This window comes from Micromonospora sp. CNZ322 (assembly GCF_007827755.1).
Window position 1 is genome coordinate 146,449 of sequence record NZ_VITD01000016.1, and the last position, 18,233, is coordinate 164,681.

Consider the following 18,233-nt stretch of genomic DNA (forward strand, 5'->3'; position numbering starts at 1 on the left):
GACCAGCCTCAGCGGCTTGAAACCGCACTGACCTGCGGAGACGGTGTGTTCGGGCTGGCCCGGCCGGTCGGCGGCGTCGAATACCCTGATTGCGGTGCGCGAGCGAGCTATTGCACTGGGTGATCGTCCTGCGTAGTCTCCCTCGGTGGGGAGGCCGGGATGCCGCTGCCAACAAGTCCTGTCATTCGACGTGCACGTCTCGGCGCAGAACTGCGCCAACTCCGTCGGCGCGAGTCGCTGACCCTGGAGCAGGTCTGCGACCGGCTGGGCTGGGCCTCGACGTCGAAGCTGTCCCGCATCGAGCTGGGTCAGAGTCGCCCGGACCTCGCCGACGTGCTCGATCTGCTGGATGTCTACAAGGTGCCCACGCCTGCCCGGGAGGCGCTGATCGTCATCGCCCGGGACGCGGCGACCAGTCGAGGCTGGTGGAAGACGCTGGGCGAGATGAGCGAACGGCAGCGCACCTACGCCGAGTTGGAGGCCGGCGCCGCCGACATCGTCGAGTACCAGCCGTCGGTGGTGCCGGGGCTGCTCCAGACGCCCGCGTACGCCCGGGTGTTGGTCAGCGCCGGCGCCCAGCTCACGCCGGAGGTCGATGTGGAGGCTGAGGTGCGCGCGAGGGCACTGCGGCAGGAGGTGCTTCGGAGGGCCTACCCGCCGCGCTACACGGCGGTGCTCGCCGAGGCCGTCTGCGAACCGGGTGACCTGCCGGTGGCGGTGTGGCGTGAACAGCTGCGTCATCTGGTCGCGGTGACCGGCCTGTCCCACGTCACGGTGCGACTGTTGCCACGTGGAGCGGCCGGTGGCGGGCTGCATCCGCTCACACCGTATTCCTGCTATGCCTTTCCCGACCCGGCGGACCCGCGCACTGTCATGCTCGAGGCGTTGACCACCGACGTCCGGTTGGCCACAGTGCTCGACGTGGACCGCTACGAGCGGATGACAGCGGCGCTGCTGGCCGCGGCGCTGTCATCGGAGGAGACGGTCACCGTGCTGGCCCGCCGCGTCGGCGAGTAACGGTTGAGGGTGCCGACGGTGAAGCGCCGCGCGGCCACCGGGCCCGGCGCCCCCGAGCCCGTCGGGACCGGCGGCCGGCGCGTGCGCCCGGCACGATAACCGTGGGGTACGACAGCTCGGCTCAGGCCGGTACGTCGAGGAAGTGTTCGACCACGGGTGGTCCCGCGAAGTGCGGCCCGATCAGCGCCCGCCACCTGTCGAACCGTTCGGTGGCCCGGAAGTTCTTCTCGTGCGCCTCGACCGAGTCCCATTCGACGAGCAGCACGAAGCGGGTCGGTGACTCGATTCCTCGGGTCATCCGCACGGACCGGCAGCCGGTCGCTCCGGCGAGCACCGGGTGACCCTCGGCGTACGCGGCGGCGAACGCGTCCTCGTGTCCGGGAAGTACGTCGATCAGCGCGACCTCAAGCACCATGTCGGACAGCCTCCCACGGCGGTCGGGGCAGTGGGTGTCGCGGGTCTGTGCCGGACCACTGCCTGGACTCCTCCCCGGCTCGACCGGGGGCGTTGACACAGACCCTAGGGTGGCCTCGTGATCATCGACTGGCTCACCGGCACCGCGTTTCGGGTGGCCGGTACCGGCACCACCTGGGCGGAGCTGCTGGGGTTCGTGACCGGTGTGCTCAACGTGTGGCTGGTGGCCCGGCAGAAGGTCGCCAACTGGCCGATCGGCATCGCCAACGTGCTGCTGCTCATGGTGCTGTTCTGGACCGCCGGGCTGTACGCCGACGCGGGGCTCCAGGTCGTCTACGTCGCGCTCGGCTGCTATGGCTGGTGGCACTGGCTGTTCGGGGGCGAGCGGCGTACCCGGCTCACGGTCAGCCGGACGGGGCGGCGGGAGTGGCTGGCGCTGGCCGCCGCCGGGCTGCTGCTCACCGGCGCGCTCTGGGTGCTGCTGGACCGGGCCACCGACTCGACAGTGCCGCTGCCGGACGCGTTGACCACGGCGCTGTCTCTGCTGGCCACGTACGGGCAGACCCGCAAGCGGGTGGAGAGTTGGTGGCTCTGGATCGCCGCCGACCTGATCTACATCCCGTTGTACGCGTACAAGGGGCTGCACCTGACGGCCGTCCTCTATCTGGTCTTCCTCGCGCTGTGCGTGCTCGGGTTGCGCGCCTGGCGGGCCGACCTGCGTCGGTCCGACCGGCCGAGCGCGGTCCCGCCCGGCCCGGCCCCGGTTACCGTGTGAACGCCGAGACATCCGGCCGTGCACCGGCGCCACGCGGGCCGGCGCGCTCGGCCGCCGCCGAGTTCGGGCAGGGGATGGTGGTGGGCAAGTTCTATCCGCCGCATGCTGGGCACCACGCGCTGATCCGGGCTGCCGCCGCCCGCTGCGCCGAGGTGACCGTCGTCGTGGCGCCCTCACGCCGGGAGTCCATTCCGCTTCCGCTACGCCTTGACTGGCTGCGCGAGGTGCACGCGGACACGCCGTGGGTCCGTTTCGTCGGCCGGTACGACGACCACCCGGTGGACTACGCCGACCCGGCGGTCTGGGACGCGCACTGCGCGGTGTTCCGCGAGGCGCTCGGGTCGGGGTCGGTGGACGCGGTCTTCTCCTCCGAGGCGTACGGCGCCGAGCTGGCGCGCCGCTTCCACGCCGTACCCGTGTCGGTGGATCCGGATCGGCGGACCGTGCCGGTTTCCGGGACGGCCGTGCGTGCGGACCCGGCGGGTCACTGGCGGTGGCTGAGCCCGCCGGTGCGGGAGTGGTTCGTCCGGCGGGTGGTGGTGGTCGGGGCCGAGTCGACCGGGACCACGACGATGGCGGCGGCGCTCGCCGGGCACTACGGCGCGTCCTGGGTGCCGGAGTACGGCCGGGAGTTGACCGCTCGCAAGCTGGCCCGGCTGCGGGAGCGGACGCCGGAGGCGACCGTCTTCGACGTCGCCTGGGACCGGGACGACTTCCGCGCGGTGGTCCGCGAACAGCAGGCGGCCGAGGACGCGGCGGCCCGGACGAGCGGGCCGCTGCTGGTCTGCGACACCGACGCGCGGGCGACGGCGGTGTGGGAGGAGCGCTACCTGGGCAGCGCGTCCGAGGAGGTACGGGCGGCGGCGCGTCGACCGGCGCTGTATCTGCTGACGGATCACCAGGGGGTGCCGTTCACCGATGACGGTCTGCGCGACGGTGAGCACCTGCGGGCCTGGATGACCGAGCGCTTCCGGGCCGAGCTGGCCGGGTGCGGGGTACCGGTGGTGGAGTTGGCCGGATCGCACGCCGATCGGTTGGCCCGGGCGGTGCGGGCCTGCGACGACCTGCTCGCTGCCGGCTGGTCGCTCGCCGACCCGATCGCCGCACCCGACGTGCACTAGCCTCCTAGGAAGCATTAGCCGGTGTGAGACGTCGAACGGTGTCCGGCGCCACCGGGTGCCCGGGGTGTGATCACGGGGCGTGGTGGGCAACAATGGTCACCGAGGAGGGGAGTATTCCCCCGCAACGGAGTCGTCAGCACGGTCGATCGCCGGAACCACGGCGGCCCGACCCGGCCCCGTAGGTCGCCGCCCCGCACCGGGGCGACGGCGGAAGAGACCTCCGACAGTCACCAGAGTGAGCGACAGCGGCACGCCGGCTCCCGCAGGGGCGTACGGTGTGCCCGACGCCGCGTGTCTGCCGGAGGAATGAACGTTGGACGTGTCCGGATTGGTGTGGGCGGGGACGCTTGTCGCACTGACTGCGGTCCTGCTCGTCGACCTGTTGATCATTGGTCGGCGCCCGCACGAGCCGAGTGTGCGGGAGTCGAGCCTCTGGGTCGGCTTCTACGTCGGTCTCGCCCTGCTCTTCGGCGCGGGTGTCTGGCTGACCTCCGGGGCCAGCGCGGCCGGCCAGTTCTACACCGGCTGGCTCACCGAGTACAGCCTCTCGGTGGACAACCTCTTCGTCTTCGTGATCATCATGGCTCGCTTCGGGGTGCCCCGGCAGTACCAGCAGAAGGTGTTGCTCGTCGGCATCGTGCTGGCGCTGGTGATGCGCGGCGGGTTCATCGCTGCCGGTGCGGCGCTGATCACGCAGTTCTCCTGGGTCTTCTACATCTTCGGCGCGTTCCTGATTTACACCGCGGTGAACCTGGCCCGGCAGGGTGAACCGGACGAGGACGAGTTCTCCGAGAACGTGCTGATCCGGTGGAGCCGCAAGGCGCTGCCGATCTCGAAGGACTACGACGGCGCGAAGCTCACCACCCACGTGGCCGGCAAGCGGCTGTTCACCCCGATGCTGATCGTGATGATCGCGATCGGCACCACCGACCTGATCTTCGCGTTGGACTCGATCCCGGCGATCTTCGGCATCACCCAGGAGCCGTACCTGGTCTTCACCGCGAACGTCTTCGCGCTGATGGGCCTCCGGCAGCTCTACTTCCTGCTCGGTGGCCTGCTGGACCGGCTGATCTACCTGAGCTACGGCTTGGCCGTCGTGCTCGGCTTCATCGGGGTCAAGCTGGTGCTGGAGGCGTTGGCCGACAACAACCTGCCGTTCATCAACGGTGGCGAGCACGTCGGCTGGGCACCGCACATCCCGATCTGGTTGTCGCTGCTGGTCATCATCGGCACCCTGGGCATCGCCACCGCCGCCAGCCTGATCAAGTCCTCCCGCGACCGGCGTCGCGAGTTGGCCGACGCCCGACGCTGACCGGTCACCGGCCGGGTGCGGACACGCGCCCGGCCGGTGAGACCCGGTGCGCGCCGACCAGCGTGGCGGTCCGGTCGGCCGGCAGTTCCTCTTCGATGACCCGCCGCCGCCGGTAGCAGGCGTGCAGCATCCGGCGCTGGCCGCCGTCGCCGGGGGTGGCGGTGACGATGCCGATGTGGTGGATCTTCCGGCCGGGTCGGGCGAAGAAGTAGAGATCGCCAGGGCGTTCCGCGCCCAACGACAGCGGGGTGGTGGCCACTGCCTGGTCGTCGGCGTCGCGGGGCAGCAGCACCCCGAACCGCCGCCAGGCCAGATGCACCAGCCCCGAGCAGTCGATGCCGTGCGCGGAGAGACCGCCCCAGATGTAGACCACGTCCAGCAGTCGCTGTGCCACAGCGAGCGCCTGCTCGGCGGTCGGCGACGCGGCCGACGCCGGGACCAGGTGCCCGTCCGGCAGCCAGAGCGGTGCGGCCCGGCCGGGGACGTGCACCGGCCGCCAGTCGTCGAGCGCGGGGCCGGCCGGGACGAGGCGGGTGCCGACGACGACGCCGGGCAACTCCACCGGCCCGTTCGGGGCGGCGTGCAGCCCGGTGACCGTGGCGTCCACCACCAGCGGGCGGTCGGTGCTGGTGTGGGCCGGGTCGGGAACGGCCAGCTGCCCGGCGGGGAGCCAGCCCGGGTAGCCGCGCGGGTCCAGCTTGGCGGCTGGTTGTTCGACGGCGACGACCCGGGCCCAGCCGTCCGGGCGGAGCTCGCTGACGAGGACCCGTTCGCCGAGCAGGAGTTGGCTCAGCACGCAGTCACCGACCTGCTGGTCGGTGTCCAGTCCGGAGACCCAGGTCGGGATGTCGACACCGGCGGTCAGCGCTGGGCAGTCGACCGGGCGGACCGCCTCGGGGGAGGTCCACAGCGTCGCCACGGCGACCCGGACGACGGCCTCACGGCCCGGTTGCAGCTCCACATCAACCCCCAGATCGTGTCGGCTGTCGAGGGAAACCTTATGAAAGAAACCGACAGCCATCAACCACGAGCCTGCACTTTTGCTTCAGCGAGGCCAGAGATGCCCAGGCCAGGGGCATCCGGCAGCACCACTGTCGCCCCGTCGTAGCGGATGCCGCCCTGCACCGGTGACCAGGCCAGCCACCAGGCGGCGTCCAGGTCGGCGACGGCTGTGGTGCCGTACGCGGCTACCAGGCTCGCCGCCGCCCCGATGCCCACCTGGCTCTCCATCATCGAGCCGACCACAGTGCCGAGCCCGTGCGCGGTGGCCAGGTCGAGGAGGGTACGGGCCGGATGCAGCCCACCGCACTTGGCCAGCTTGACGTTGACCAGGTCGGCGGCCCGGCGGCGGATCACCTCCACCAGGTCACGGACCCCGAAGACCGCCTCGTCGGCCAGGATCGGCACGGACACCCGGTCGCTGACCCAGGCCAGCCCGTCCAGGTCCCAGCGGGCCACCGGCTGCTCGACCAACTCCACGTCGAGCCCGGCGTCCTCGATGCCGCGGATCACCCGGACCGCCTCCCGGGGCGTCCAGCCCTGGTTGGCGTCCAGCCGGATCCGGGTGGCGGGGCCGACGGCCGCCCGCACCGCGCGCACCCGGTCCAGGTCGCCGGCCGCGTCGGTGCCGACCTTCAACTTGAGCACGCCGAAGCCGTCGGCCTGCCGCTGCCGTGCCGCGGCCGCCAGGTCCACCGCGTCACCCGCCGCCAGCGTCACGTCCGTCGGGACCCGCAGCGTGGTGCCCCCGAGCAACCGCACCAGGGGTACGCCCAGCCGCCGCGCGGCGAGGTCGTGCAGGGCGACGTCCACCGCCGCCTTCGCGGCCTCGTTGCCGACCACGGCGCGCTGCACCTCGGCGCAACGGGTCACCAGGTCGTCCGGGTCGCGGCCGATCAGCTGTGGGCCGAGCAACTCGCGGACGCACGCCTGCGCGCCGGCGACCGACGCGCCGGTGACCTGCCAGACCTGGGGCGCCTCGCCGAAGCCGGACCGGCCGTCGCTGTCGACGAGCTCGACGACCAGCGTGTCCACTGTGGTGGTACGGCGTAGCGCGGTCACGAATGGGGTGTGTAAGAGGGCGGAAACCCGGTGGGTGCGTACCGCCGAGATCGTCATGTGAGGCACCCTATACAAAGGTTCACCGCGGGAGGGGAGACCGGATGACCGGGCAGGGCTGGGAGCTGGTGGGTGCACCGAACGCGCGTGACCTGGGCGGGCTTGTCGGCGCGGACGGGCGGCGGGTCCGGGTCGGCCAGTTGATCCGCACTCCGGCGCTGGGTCGGCTGACCGACGAGGACCTACCGGTGCTGGCGAAGCTGGGGCCGGCGTGCGTGGTGGATCTGCGCGACGCCTCGGAGATCGCGGTCGCACCGGACGACCGCTTCGCCGGTGAGCCACGGGTGGTGCGCCTGCCGGTGCACGACGCGGAGCACCCCATCTTCACGTACGTCTCGGCGGTGCTGCTCGGTCACGACCTGAACGCGTACGCGGAGCTGGCCCGGCAGGGCACGGCGGGGGCGATGGCGGCGATCTACCGCTGGTTCGTCACGGGTGAGTCGGCGCGGGTCGGTTTCGCCGAGGCGGTGCGGCTGGCCTCCCGGCCGGAGAATCTGCCGCTGCTCTACCACTGCTCCGCCGGCAAGGACCGCACCGGTTGGCTGACCGTCATCCTGTTGACGGCGCTCGGGGTGGACGAGGCGGCCATTCGCGCCGACTACCTGCGCAACAACGAGCTGACCGACAGCCTGCGGGCGGTGATCGTCGAGGCGATGCGCCGACGAAATCCGGAGTTGGACGTCGACGCGGTGTTGCCGGTGCTGGAGGTCCGGGCCGAGTATCTCGACGCCGGTTACGCCGAGGTGCGTCGGGTGCACGGCTCGTTCGACGCGTACCTGCGCGACGGGCTGGGGCTCACCGACCCCGACCTCAGGGCGTTGCGGGCGCAGTTGCTGGAGTGACCGGTGCGTCGGTGGGTGTGCCGGTGCGGGCGGCGCGGCCGGTGACGATCAGTGCCTGGCCGGCGGCGTAGGTCGCCATGACGAGCACCGGCGCGCCGGGTGGCTGGGTCACCTCGGCCACCCCGGCGGCGATCAGCAGGTCGGAGCCGAGGAAGAACGCGGCGCCGAGACCGACCCGCCAGCCCTGGGTGGCGGCGGTGCTCGCCATGGCGGCCAGCGCGATCGCGTAGCCGGCCACCGGTACGGCAAGCCCGACGTCGGTCAGCCCCGCCCACATCCAGGTCAGCGCGACGACGGTCAGCACCGCGTACCCCAGGGGGACGGCGACCAGCGGCGTGCGGCGCAGCGCGGTCGCGGCGCCGTGTCGGAAGGCCGCGAGGTAGCAGAGGTGCGTGCCGAGGAAGCAGGCCATGCCGGCGAGGAACCAGCCGGTGCCGTCGATCATCAGGGCGACGTCGCCGCCGGTGGCGAAGGCCAGCGCGGCGAGCAGCAGCCGGTCCGGTCGGGCCGCGCGTTCGGCGCTGACCCGCCAGAGGTACGCGGCCAGCAGCGGCATCAGCAGCGGCTTGGTCAGTAGGAAGGCCAGGCCGCCGCCGGTGGCGTTGGCCAGCAGGTTCGCCGCCGTCACGACGAGGAAGGCGATCAGCACGGTGCGACTGCGGGGCATCGGCGGCTCCGGGGTGGGGGGTGGGAGCAGCCTAGCCCGCACGTACCGCAGTAGTCGGTCGGGTCAGAGCTGGTGGCGGGCGGCCCAGACCTGCGTCGAGATGTGCGCGAGCAGCAGGCAGGCGTCGTCCTCGACCTGGTCGTCGCCCCCGGCCAGCTCGGTGGTGGTGCAGACGGCGATCAGGTACGGCGGGGCGTCGTCGGGCAGCACCAGGCCGGCGCCGTGGCGGACGCCGCGTACCCAACCGTTCTTGTGCGCGATGCGGGTGCCCGCGGGCAGGCCGGCGGCGAGGTCCTCGCGGTGTTCCTGGGCGAGCAGGACGTCCAGCATGGTGGTGCAGGCGGCCGGTGAGGCGAGTGGGCCGGGGGAGTCGGCCCCGGTGGCCAGGGCGCCGAGCAGGGCGGCCAGGTCGGCGGCGGTGACCGTGTTGGTGATGCCGGCCTCGCGGGCGGCGAAGTCCTCGATGCCGCGGCCGGTGATGCTGTTGCGGGCACCGGCGAGCGCCCAGACCTCGGCGACCGCGGGCAGCCCGACGTGGCCGAGGACGAGGTTGGTGGCGAGGTTGCTGGAGCGCACGATCATCCGGTCGGCCAGCCAGCGCAGCGACGCGGTGCCGCCGATGCGGTCCCAGACCGCGTCGTCGTTGTCGTAGGGCTGCGCGTTGGCGAAGCGGGGTGCGCCGGGCTGGGCGGAGTCGAAGTCGTTGACGACCGGGACCGGGGCGTCCAGGTCCAGGGCGCCGGTCTCGGCGGCGCGGTGCAGCGCGGCGAGCACCGCCACCTTCATGGTGCTCGCGGCGTAGTGGCCGGCGTCCGCGTGGCGGGTCCAGGTCGGCGGCGCGTCGAGCCGCCCCACGTACGCGGAGACGGTGCCGGGCACCCGGTCCAGGTGGGCGTCGAGATCATCCCAGGTCATGCCGGTGACCGTAGCGGATCAAGCGTGGGTGGGCTCGCGTACCCGTCGGGGGAAAACGACGGGCGCGCCGGCCGCAAGCGGCCGACGCGCCCGGTGTCGGGTGCTGGTGGGTCAGCCGGCGTGCTTGCGGCGGGCGGTGGCCCGGCCCCGCAGCTGCTGGTCGAGCACCACCTTGCGGATGCGCACCGTGGCCGGGGTGACCTCGACGCACTCGTCCTCGCGGCAGAACTCCAGCGCCTGCTCCAGGGTGAGCTTGCGCGGCGGGACCAGCTTCTCGGTCTCGTCGGAGGTCGACTGCCGCATGTTGGTGAGCTTCTTCTCCTTGGTGATGTTGACGTCCATGTCGTCGGAGCGAGAGTTCTCCCCGACGATCATGCCCTCGTACACCTCGGTGGTGGGCTCGACGAAGAGCTGACCGCGCTCCTGAAGGTTGGTCATCGCGAAGGCGGTGACCGCGCCGGCCCGGTCGGCGACCAGCGAGCCGTTGTTACGGGTGCGCAGCTCGCCGAACCACGGCTCGTACGACTCGAAGACGTGGTGCAGGATGCCGGTGCCCCGGGTGTCGGTGAGGAACTCGGTGCGGAAGCCGATCAGGCCGCGCGCCGGCACCAGCCACTCCATCCGGATCCAGCCGGTGCCGTGGTTGACCAGCTGCTCCATCCGGCCCTTGCGGGTGGCGAGGAGTTGGGTGATCGCGCCCAGGTATTCCTCCGGGGCGTCGATGGTCAGCCGCTCGACCGGCTCGCAGGTCTTGCCGTCGATTACCCGGGTGACCACCTGCGGCTTGCCGACGGTCAGCTCGTAGCTCTCCCGGCGCATCTGCTCGACCAGGATGGCCAGCGCCAGCTCGCCGCGGCCCTGCACCTCCCAGGCGTCCGGCCGCTCGGTGGGCAGGACCCGCAGGGACACGTTGCCGATCAGCTCCTTGTCGAGCCGGTCCTTGACCATCCGCGCGGTGACCTTGGAGCCCTTGAGCCGGCCGACCAGCGGCGAGGTGTTGGTGCCGATGGTCATCGAGATGGCGGGCTCGTCGACGGTGATCAGCGGCAACGCGACCGGGTTCTCGACGTCGGCGAGGGTCTCACCGATCATGATCTCCGGGATGCCGGCGACGGCGATGATGTCGCCCGGGCCGGCGGTCTCGGCCGACGTGCGCTCCAGGCCCTCGGTCATCAGCATCTCGGAGATGCGGACCCGCTGGGTGCTGCCGTCGGTGCGGCACCAGGCCACCGTCTGACCCTTGTTGATGGTGCCCTGGCGGACCCGGCACAGCGCCAGCCGGCCGAGGAACGGCGAGGCGTCCAGGTTGGTGACGTGGGCCTGCAACGGCGCGCCCTCCTCGTACGAGGGTGCCGGGATGGTGTCCAGCAGGGTGCGGAACAGCGGCTCCAGGGAGGTGCTGTCGTCGGGCACCGAGCCGTCGGCGGGCTGGGTCAGCGAGGCGATGCCGTCGCGGGCGCAGGCGTAGACGATCGGGAAGTCGATCTGCTCCTCGTCGGCGTCCAGGTCGAGGAAGAGCTCGTAGGTGTCGTCCACGACCTCCTTGATCCGGGCGTCCGGACGGTCCACCTTGTTGATCACCAGGATGATCGGCATCCGGGCCCGCAGCGCCTTACGCAGCACGAAGCGGGTCTGCGGCAGCGGGCCCTCGCTGGCGTCGACGAGCAGCACCACGCCGTCGACCATGGTCAGGCCGCGCTCCACCTCGCCACCGAAGTCGGCGTGGCCGGGAGTGTCGATGATGTTGATGGTGACCGGGTCGGAGCCGTCCGCCGGCAGGTAACGCACGCCGGTGTTCTTGGCCAGGATCGTGATGCCCTTTTCCCGCTCCAGGTCACCGGAGTCCATCACCCGCTCGGTGTTCTCGCCGCGTGCGCCGTACGCGCCGGCCTGCCGCAACATGGCGTCGACCAGGGTGGTCTTGCCGTGGTCGACGTGAGCGATGATGGCGACGTTGCGGAGGTCGGTGCGAAGCTGCATACCCTCTATCCTTCCGCCTGCGCTCGCGCAGGCTGCGTCGGGGTCACCCCCAGGTGCCCCTGATCTATGGTGAAACCGCTGTGCCGGTGGTTCTCCCGGCTGGCATGCTGGCACCCGTGTCCCGGGGGCCTGAGTGCACGACCTGCTGACCTGGGTGCAGGGTCTGCCCACCCTGTGGATCTACCTGGTCGCCGCGCTGATCGTGGCGGGCGAGACCGCGGTGATCTTCGGCCTGCTCGTGCCGGGTGAGGCTACCCTGCTGCTCGTCGGCTTCCTCACCTACAACGGTACCTTGCGGCTCGGGCCGGCGTTGCTCGCGATGATCGTCGCGGCGGTCCTCGGCGATGGGCTGGCCTTTCGCGCCGGACGGCGCTACGGCTCCCGGCTGCGCGCCGGGCTGGGTCACCGGGTCGGGCCGCAGCGGTGGGCCCGCGCCGACGCCATGCTCGCCCGCCTCGGAGGGCGGGGGGTGTTCGCCGCCCGATGGGTGGCTTTCGCCCGGACCCTGGTGCCTCGACTGGCCGGTGCGGCCGGTATGCCGTACCGGCGGTTCGCCCTCTGGAACCTGGCCGGAGTGGTGACCTGGGTGGGCGGCTCGGTGCTGCTCGGTCACCTCGCCGGTGAGTCGTACGACACCGTCTCCCGGCTTCTCGGCCGGGCCACCGGGGTGGCGTTCCTGCTGCTGGCCGGCTTGGTGGGTGTGGTGCTCGTGGGGCGGTGGCTGGGCCGTAACCCCGACCCGGTGCGCGCGCTGCTGTCCCGGGCCGGTGCTCTGCCCCCGGTGCGGTGGCTCACCGCCCGCTACGGGGTGCTGTTCTTCCTGGTGGCCATGCGGATCGGCCCGGCCTGGACGCTGCTGCTCAATCTGGCCGCCGGGCTGCTGCTGCTGTTCGCCGCCGGGCTCGCCATCGCCGGTCTGCTCGCGGTGGCGGTCCGCAACAGTGGGCTGGCCGCGCTGGACGGCGCCGTCGCGGGGTGGTTCGCCGCCCGGCGTACCCCGGACGCCGCCGAGGCCACACTGGTCGTGGTGTCGGTGGTACGGGGGTCGGTGCTGATCCTGTTGGTGGCCCTGGTGGCGGCGGTGCTGGCGTGGCGCAACCGACCCTGGCGGGCGGATTTGCTCAGCGTGGTCGGCACTGTGGGCGCGTTCGTGCCGCTGGTGGTGCTGGCCGTGGTGGCCGAACTGACCGGCCCGAACGGGACCGCCCCGGGCGGCGGTGAGGCGGCCCCGCTCTCCACCCAGAACGCCGTGGTCGCGGCGAGCTTCTGCACCCTGGCGTGGCTGGTGTCGCGCAGCGCCCGCTGGCCGGTGGCGGTGGCCGCCTGGACCGCCGCGGCGGCGGGGGTGCTCGGGATCGGCGGCGCGCGGCTCTACCTCGGACTGGACACGGCGAGCGGGACGGCCGCGGCGGTGCTGCTCGGGGTGCTCTGGACTGTGGTGTTCATGGTCGCCTGGGCGACCCGGGACCGGGCGGTGGGCAACGGTCAGCCCCCGGTGGACCAGACCCCCCGGCGGCCGTCGCAGGGGCACCGCCGCCCGGTCGAACCTTGTTAGGGTGCGGCGACAATCACACGGGGGAGGCAAGGGCATGGTTCGACGCACCGATCGGCTGGGCGCCGCAGTGCTCGCCGGGCTTCTGCTGGCGGGCGCGCTGGTCGGCTGCGCCGCCAAGGGGGAGAGCCCATCGGGCCTGGCAGCGCCGGTCGCCGTCACCGACGGGTCGACCAATGCCCCGTCCGACGAGGTCGACGGGGAGCCGAGCCCGTCGGTGAGCGCCGTGGAGTCGATGGGCGCCGCGCCGAGTCGTAGCGCGACCCCGACCCCGAAACCGACGAAGAAGCCGACGCGGACGGCACCGAAGCCGCGTGCGGTGGCGAAGCCGCCCACCGAGACCGAGGTTCCACCGGCGCCGCCGAAACCGGCGCCGAGCTCCTGCAAGCCGACCTACAAGGGCAGCCAGGCGACCCGGTCCGAGGTGAAGACGGCGCTGACCAATGCGGCCAACCGCACCTACTGGCCGGTCTCCGCACCGGACATCAAGATCCCGCTCAACCTGCTCAAGGCCACCGCGTGGCAGGAGAGCGGCTGGCAGTCCAACATCTACGCCTGCGACGGTGGGGTCGGGCTGTTGCAGGTGATGCCGGACACCGCGACCTGGATGAACCAGCGGTTCGAGAAGAGCTACAAGATCGACGCCTACCAGGACAACGCCTACCTCGGCGCCACCTACCTGGCCTGGGCGACGAAGTACATCGGCGACATGTACTTCGAGTCCGACTTCCGGCTCGACCCGGCACTGTGCACCAGCGAGCTGAATTCCTGCCTGCTCAACGCCGTCGTCGCCGCGTACAACTTCGGGCACGGTGCGGTGGCTCAGGAGGGGAAGCCGCTGGCCATCCCCAACCCGTCGTACGTGCGCAACGTGCGGGCGCTGATGAGCGAGTGCGTCTGCCTGGCGTACTGACCCCGTCGGGGCCGTGGCGGATCCGCCACCGCCCCGACGAGGCGGTCAGTCGTGCGCGGCGACCGGCTCGGGCGAGCTCGGGGCGGCCTGCACCGGGTCGCGCGTGATGCGGCCGGGCCACCAGAAGCGGTCGCCGAGCAGGAACGCCAGCGCCGGCACCAGGACCGTACGGACCAGCAGGGTGTCGAGCAGGACACCGATGCAGACGATGATCCCGATCTGGGTCAGGGTGATCAGCGGCAGCACACCGAGCACGGCGAAGACCGCGGCGAGCAGCACTCCGGCGCTGGTGATCACACCGCCGGTGACCCGCAGGGCGGAGAGCATCCCGGCGCGGGTGCCGGCGCTGCGGGCGTCCTCCCGGGCCCGGGTGACCAGGAAGATGTTGTAGTCCACCCCGAGCGCCACCAGGAACACGAAGGCGAGCAGCAGCACACCGCTGTCCAGGGCCGGGAAGCCCAGCACGTGGTCGAAGAGCAGCCAGGCCGCGCCGAGGCTGGCGAAGTACGACGCGATCACGGTGAGCACCAACAGCAGCGGCGCGAGCAGACCGCGTAGCAGCAGCACGAGCACGGCGCCGACCAGCAGCAGGATGATCGGCAGGATGAGCCGCAGATCCCGGTCGTTGGCCTCGTCGGAGTCGTACGTGGCGGCCACGGAGCCACCGACGATCGCCCCGGACGGGGCGTCGGCGCCGGCGGCGGCCGGCGGCGCGGAGTCGGGGACGGCGGCGACCGCCGCCCGCAGCGCCTCGATCGCGCGGTCCGAGGCGGTGGTGCCGGGTTCGGCGTCGAGGACCACGTCGACCTGGGCGACGGCCGCGCCGGCGTCGCCGGCGCGCGCCGAGGCGACACCGGGTACGGCGGTGGCGGCGTCGGTGACCGCCCGCACCGCCGCCGGCGTGGTGATCACGGCGACGGGCTGGGTGCTGCCGGCGGGGAAGGCCCTGGCCAGGGTCTGTGCCCCGGTCACCGCCTCGGGCTCGGCCCGGAACTGTTCGGTCTCGGACAGGCCGGTACGGATGCCGAGCCCACCCAGTGCCAGGCCGCCGAGCAGCACTGTGGCCAGCGCCGCGACCACCACCGGACGGCGTTGCACGGCGGCGCCGAGTCGACCCCAGAGCCGACCCTCGCGCACCGGGCCGCCGACCCGGGGTACGAACGGCCAGAACAGGCCGCGACCGAAGAGCACCAGCACGGCGGGGAGCACGAACAGGGCCGAGAGCATGGCGAAGACCACACCCGTGGCGCACGCCACGGCCAGCGCCCGGTTGGTCTCCTGCTCGCTGAGCAGCAGGGTGAGGACGCCGAGCACGACGGTGCCGCCGCTGGCGAGGATGGGCTCCGCGGTGCGGCGCAGCGCGGCGCGCATCGCCGCGAACCGGTCCTCCTCGCGGCGCAGCTCCTCCCGGTATCGGGCGATGAGCAGCAGCGCGTAGTCGGTGGCGGCACCGAAGACCAGCACGCTGGCGATGCCGGTGACCTGACCCTGTTGGAGGTTGATGCCGACGCCCGGCACGATGACGTCCACCGCGCGCAGGGTGAGCTGCTCGGTGGCGGCGACCACGACCAGCGGCACGATCCACAGGAACGGGCTGCGGTAGGTGATCAGCAGGAGCAGCGCGACCACGGCGGCGGTCACCACGAGCAGGGTGACGTCCGCGCCGTCGAACACCGAGGAGAGGTCGGCGGTGAACGCCGGGGCGCCGGTCACCTCGGCGGTCAGCCCGTCGGGAAGGTCCGCGAGGGTGGCGCGTAGTTGGGTCACCGTGTCGGTGACGACCTCCTGCCCGCCGGCGGTGTCCAGCGGCACGGCGACCAGGGCCACCGCGCCGTCCGGGGAGACCTGGGCGGGGCTGACCTGCCCACCCACCGCGAAGCGGCGCAGGTCGTCGGCGCGAGCGCCGACGGTCGCCCGGTTGGTCTCGCTCAGCGCGCCGCCGTCACCACGACTGATCACCACGATGGCCGGCTGTACGTCGCGCGACGGCAGCTGATCCTGGAGACGTTGCACCTGGGTCGACTGCCACTGCACTGACAGGCCGGTGGCGGAGACCGGGGCCGGGTTGTCCGGCTGGGGTGTCCCGAAGACGGCCGCGCCCACGACGATCGCGGCGGCCACTGTGAGCCAGGCGGCCAGCCGGCCACGAGCGACTCTGGTGAACACAGACATCAGGTGACCTCAAGGTCCTTCGAAAGCCGAGTATCTTGATGACCGAGATTATCCGGGGCTGTTCTATGCTGCAACCCGGGAACCGACGATGGGAAGAGCGGCGCGAGGTGGCGACTCACGGCATGTACCGACGGCGCGACACGCGCCGCGAGCAGCTGGTCGCGGAGATCACCAACAACCTTCGGCGGTACGCGGTGGACGCCCAGCAGGTCGGCCACGCCTTCGCCAACCTGCACGGTCTCAACCCGACCGACCTGCAGGCGTTGATCGCGGTGATGGACGCCGAGCTGCTCGGTGACCCGATCACCCCCGGCCGGCTCGGCGAGCAGCTGAACCTCTCTTCCGGCTCGGTCACGGCCCTGATCGACCGGCTGGAACGGGCCGGGCACATCCGCCGCGACCGGGACACCGTCGACCGGCGCAAGGTGCTGCTGCACTACGCCGACCAGGGCGCCGCCCTGGCCATGGAGTTCTTCCGGCCGCTGGGCGCCCGTACCGACACGGTGATGGCCCGCTTCAGCGAGGACGAGCTGGAGTTGGTGCACCGGTTCATGGCGGAGATGAGCGAGTCGCTGCGGGGGCACCGCGACGCGGTCCGCGCTGCCCGGCCGGAGTCACCCCGCCGCCCGACGGGCTGACCGGTGCCGGACCTCGTCACCCGCCTCGCCAGCGCCGCGCTGCGCCTGCCACCGACCCGGCCCGGCCGGGTGCGGGTCAGCCGTGACCTCCCGGTGCGGGCCCGCGACGGTGTGGTGCTGCGCACCGACCACTACGCCCCGGCCGTCCGCGGCGCGCCGACCGTGCTGATCCGCACCCCCTACGGGCGGGGCGGACCGCTGCGGCTGCTCGGTCGGCTGCTCGCCGCCCGGGGTCGACACGCGGTGATCCAGTCGTGCCGGGGCACCGGCGGCTCCGGTGGAACGTTCGCCCCGCTGGTGCACGAGCGCGACGACGGCGCGGACACGCTGGACTGGCTGCGTCGCCAGCCCTGGTGGTCCGGACAACTCGGCATGTTCGGGGTCAGCTACCAGGGCTTCGCCCAGTGGGCACTGGCCGCCGACGCCGGCGAGGAGCTGCGCGCGATGGTCGCCGTGGTGACCGCCTCGGCCACCCGCGACTCGACGTACGCGGGGGAGTCCTTCGCCCTGGACACCGTGCTGACCTGGGCGGAGCTGCTGCACGCGCAGACCGTGCCGTGGCTGGCCCGGCAGTGGGAACTCAAGCGCGGGCAACCCCGGCTGGCCGCCGCGCTGGAGCACCTCCCCCTGGCCGACGCCGACCGGGTGGCCACCGGCGTGACCATCCCGTTCTTCCAGGAGTGGCTGCGCCACCACACCCCGCAGGCCGCGTACTGGCGAACGCGGGTCTTCGCCGACCAGGTCGCGAAGGTGCGGGCACCGGTGGTCATGGTCACCGGTTGGCACGACATCTTCCTGCCCGCCCAGCTCGACGATTACGCCGTGCTGCGCGCCGCCGGCACACCACCGCGCCTGGTGATCGGCCCGTGGACGCACGGCAGCCCCGGACTGTTCGTGGCCGCGCTGCGCGAGGGGTTGGCCTGGCTCGACGAGCACCTACCGTCCGCGCCCCGACCGCCCGTCCCGGCGGGACCAGCCCTTTCGCCCGTGCGCATCCACGTCAGCGGCGCCGGCGGCGGTTGGCGGGACCTGCCGGACTGGCCACCCCCGGCGGTCGAGACCGCCTGGCACCTGCAACCCGGTGGCGAGCTGGCGGCACGCCCACCTGTCGCGTCGACACCGGACGCACTCCGCTACGACCCCGCCGACCCCTCCCCGTCGCTGGGCGGTCCACTGCTCGTCGCCCAACGGGCCGGCCCGGTCGACAACCGGCGTGTCGAGGCCCGCGCTGACGTGCTGACCTACACCAGCGCCGCACTGACCGCGCCGGTCGAGGTGATCGGCCCGGTCCGCGCCGAGATCCACGTCCGCAGCGATCTGCCGTACCTGGACGTCTTCGTTCGTCTGTGCGACGTGGACCGCCGGGGTCGCTCGTGGAACGTGTGCGACGGGCTGGTGCGGGTCACGCCCGAGCGCTTCCCGGCCGACCCTTCCGGGGCGCTGCGGATTCCGGTGCCGCTCTGGCCGACCGCGTACCGCTTCGCCGCCGGGCACCGGCTACGGGTGCAGGTCTCCGGCGGCGCCCATCCACGGTGGGCCCGCAACCCCGGCACCGGGGAGCCGCTCGGCACGGCGGTGACGCTGCGTGCCGGCTGGCGGCAGGTTCTGCACGACCCGGCGCACCCCTCGGCGCTGCTGCTGCCGATCGTCCACTCTGCCCCGCCGCAACCTCCAATCTGAACAGACCCCTCCTGAGCTGGGCGTTTAGCGAAACTGCGGGCTATGGTTGAGCCAACGCCCGGCGCCGTGCACCAGTAGGCCGGGCTCGCCCGAAGCCCAGCACCGCGTACGCGGTGT

At 72.3% G+C, this 18,233-nt stretch carries 16 protein-coding genes; 9 read left to right on the plus strand and 7 right to left on the minus strand.

The annotated features are described in order from the left end of the window. The first annotated feature begins 159 nt into the window (after window positions 1–159). Window positions 160–1,017 (plus strand): Scr1 family TA system antitoxin-like transcriptional regulator, encoded by an 858-nt coding sequence (locus FB453_RS28930; RefSeq protein ID WP_145795308.1) that lies wholly within the window; start codon window positions 160–162, stop codon window positions 1,015–1,017. A gap of 121 nt (window positions 1,018–1,138) precedes the next feature. On the opposite strand, the gene FB453_RS28935 is transcribed toward FB453_RS28930, so the two are convergent. Then, window positions 1,139–1,432 (minus strand): antibiotic biosynthesis monooxygenase family protein, encoded by a 294-nt coding sequence (locus FB453_RS28935; protein ID WP_112588398.1) that lies wholly within the window; start codon window positions 1,430–1,432, stop codon window positions 1,139–1,141. A gap of 117 nt (window positions 1,433–1,549) precedes the next feature. Here FB453_RS28935 and pnuC point away from each other — a divergent pair, with 117 nt between their 5' ends. From pnuC to FB453_RS28950, 3 genes are all read left to right on the plus strand, one after another. Continuing rightward, window positions 1,550–2,206 carry a nicotinamide riboside transporter PnuC gene (gene pnuC, locus FB453_RS28940; protein WP_145795310.1) on the plus strand — a complete coding sequence of 219 codons (657 nt, stop codon included), beginning with the start codon at window positions 1,550–1,552 and terminating at the stop codon, window positions 2,204–2,206. Then, window positions 2,203–3,327 carry an AAA family ATPase gene (locus tag FB453_RS28945; protein WP_486480515.1) on the plus strand — a complete coding sequence of 375 codons (1,125 nt, stop codon included), beginning with the start codon at window positions 2,203–2,205 and terminating at the stop codon, window positions 3,325–3,327. Before pnuC ends, FB453_RS28945 begins: the two co-directional genes overlap by 4 nt. Before the next feature lie 313 nt (window positions 3,328–3,640). Beyond that, window positions 3,641–4,639, plus strand: a complete 999-nt coding sequence (locus FB453_RS28950; protein ID WP_145795313.1) for a TerC family protein — start codon at window positions 3,641–3,643, stop codon at window positions 4,637–4,639. A 4-nt stretch (window positions 4,640–4,643) separates the two neighbouring features. On the opposite strand, the gene FB453_RS28955 is transcribed toward FB453_RS28950, so the two are convergent. After that, window positions 4,644–5,600: a C40 family peptidase gene (locus tag FB453_RS28955; protein ID WP_112588394.1), complete on the minus strand. Its 957-nt coding sequence runs from the start codon at window positions 5,598–5,600 to the stop codon at window positions 4,644–4,646. A 59-nt stretch (window positions 5,601–5,659) separates the two neighbouring features. Then, a complete protein-coding gene (locus FB453_RS28960) occupies window positions 5,660–6,757 on the minus strand; it encodes a dipeptide epimerase (RefSeq protein WP_145795315.1) in 1,098 nt (365 codons plus the stop codon). A gap of 44 nt (window positions 6,758–6,801) precedes the next feature. Here FB453_RS28960 and FB453_RS28965 point away from each other — a divergent pair, with 44 nt between their 5' ends. Next, window positions 6,802–7,599: a tyrosine-protein phosphatase gene (locus FB453_RS28965; RefSeq protein WP_145795317.1), complete on the plus strand. Its 798-nt coding sequence runs from the start codon at window positions 6,802–6,804 to the stop codon at window positions 7,597–7,599. Here FB453_RS28965 and FB453_RS28970 read toward each other — a convergent pair. The 3 genes from FB453_RS28970 to typA form a co-directional block, all read right to left on the minus strand. Continuing rightward, window positions 7,568–8,266, minus strand: coding sequence for a lysoplasmalogenase (locus FB453_RS28970; protein WP_145795319.1), 699 nt, complete (start codon window positions 8,264–8,266; stop codon window positions 7,568–7,570). The genes FB453_RS28965 and FB453_RS28970 overlap by 32 nt on opposite strands. Window positions 8,267–8,329: 63 nt before the next feature. Beyond that, the gene (locus FB453_RS28975; protein WP_145795321.1) at window positions 8,330–9,181 is read right to left on the minus strand and encodes a serine hydrolase; all 852 of its coding nucleotides are present in this window, start codon (window positions 9,179–9,181) and stop codon (window positions 8,330–8,332) included. Window positions 9,182–9,292: 111 nt separating this feature from the next. Continuing rightward, entirely contained in the window at window positions 9,293–11,161 is a 1,869-nt protein-coding gene (typA, locus tag FB453_RS28980) for a translational GTPase TypA (RefSeq protein ID WP_091407975.1), read from the minus strand. Window positions 11,162–11,294: 133 nt separating this feature from the next. On the opposite strand from typA, the gene FB453_RS28985 reads away from it, so the two are divergent. After that, a complete protein-coding gene (locus tag FB453_RS28985; protein ID WP_112588387.1) occupies window positions 11,295–12,716 on the plus strand; it encodes a DedA family protein in 1,422 nt (473 codons plus the stop codon). A gap of 34 nt (window positions 12,717–12,750) precedes the next feature. Beyond that, window positions 12,751–13,626, plus strand: coding sequence for a lytic transglycosylase domain-containing protein (locus FB453_RS28990; protein WP_145795324.1), 876 nt, complete (start codon window positions 12,751–12,753; stop codon window positions 13,624–13,626). A gap of 45 nt (window positions 13,627–13,671) precedes the next feature. On the opposite strand, the gene FB453_RS28995 is transcribed toward FB453_RS28990, so the two are convergent. Beyond that, window positions 13,672–15,798, minus strand: coding sequence for an efflux RND transporter permease subunit (locus FB453_RS28995; protein ID WP_145795327.1), 2,127 nt, complete (start codon window positions 15,796–15,798; stop codon window positions 13,672–13,674). Between the two features lie 122 nt (window positions 15,799–15,920). On the opposite strand from FB453_RS28995, the gene FB453_RS29000 reads away from it, so the two are divergent. Then, window positions 15,921–16,436: a MarR family winged helix-turn-helix transcriptional regulator gene (locus tag FB453_RS29000; protein ID WP_112588382.1), complete on the plus strand. Its 516-nt coding sequence runs from the start codon at window positions 15,921–15,923 to the stop codon at window positions 16,434–16,436. Window positions 16,437–16,439: 3 nt separating this feature from the next. Further along, a complete protein-coding gene (locus FB453_RS29005; protein WP_145795329.1) occupies window positions 16,440–18,116 on the plus strand; it encodes a CocE/NonD family hydrolase in 1,677 nt (558 codons plus the stop codon). The last annotated feature ends 117 nt before the right edge of the window (window positions 18,117–18,233 follow it).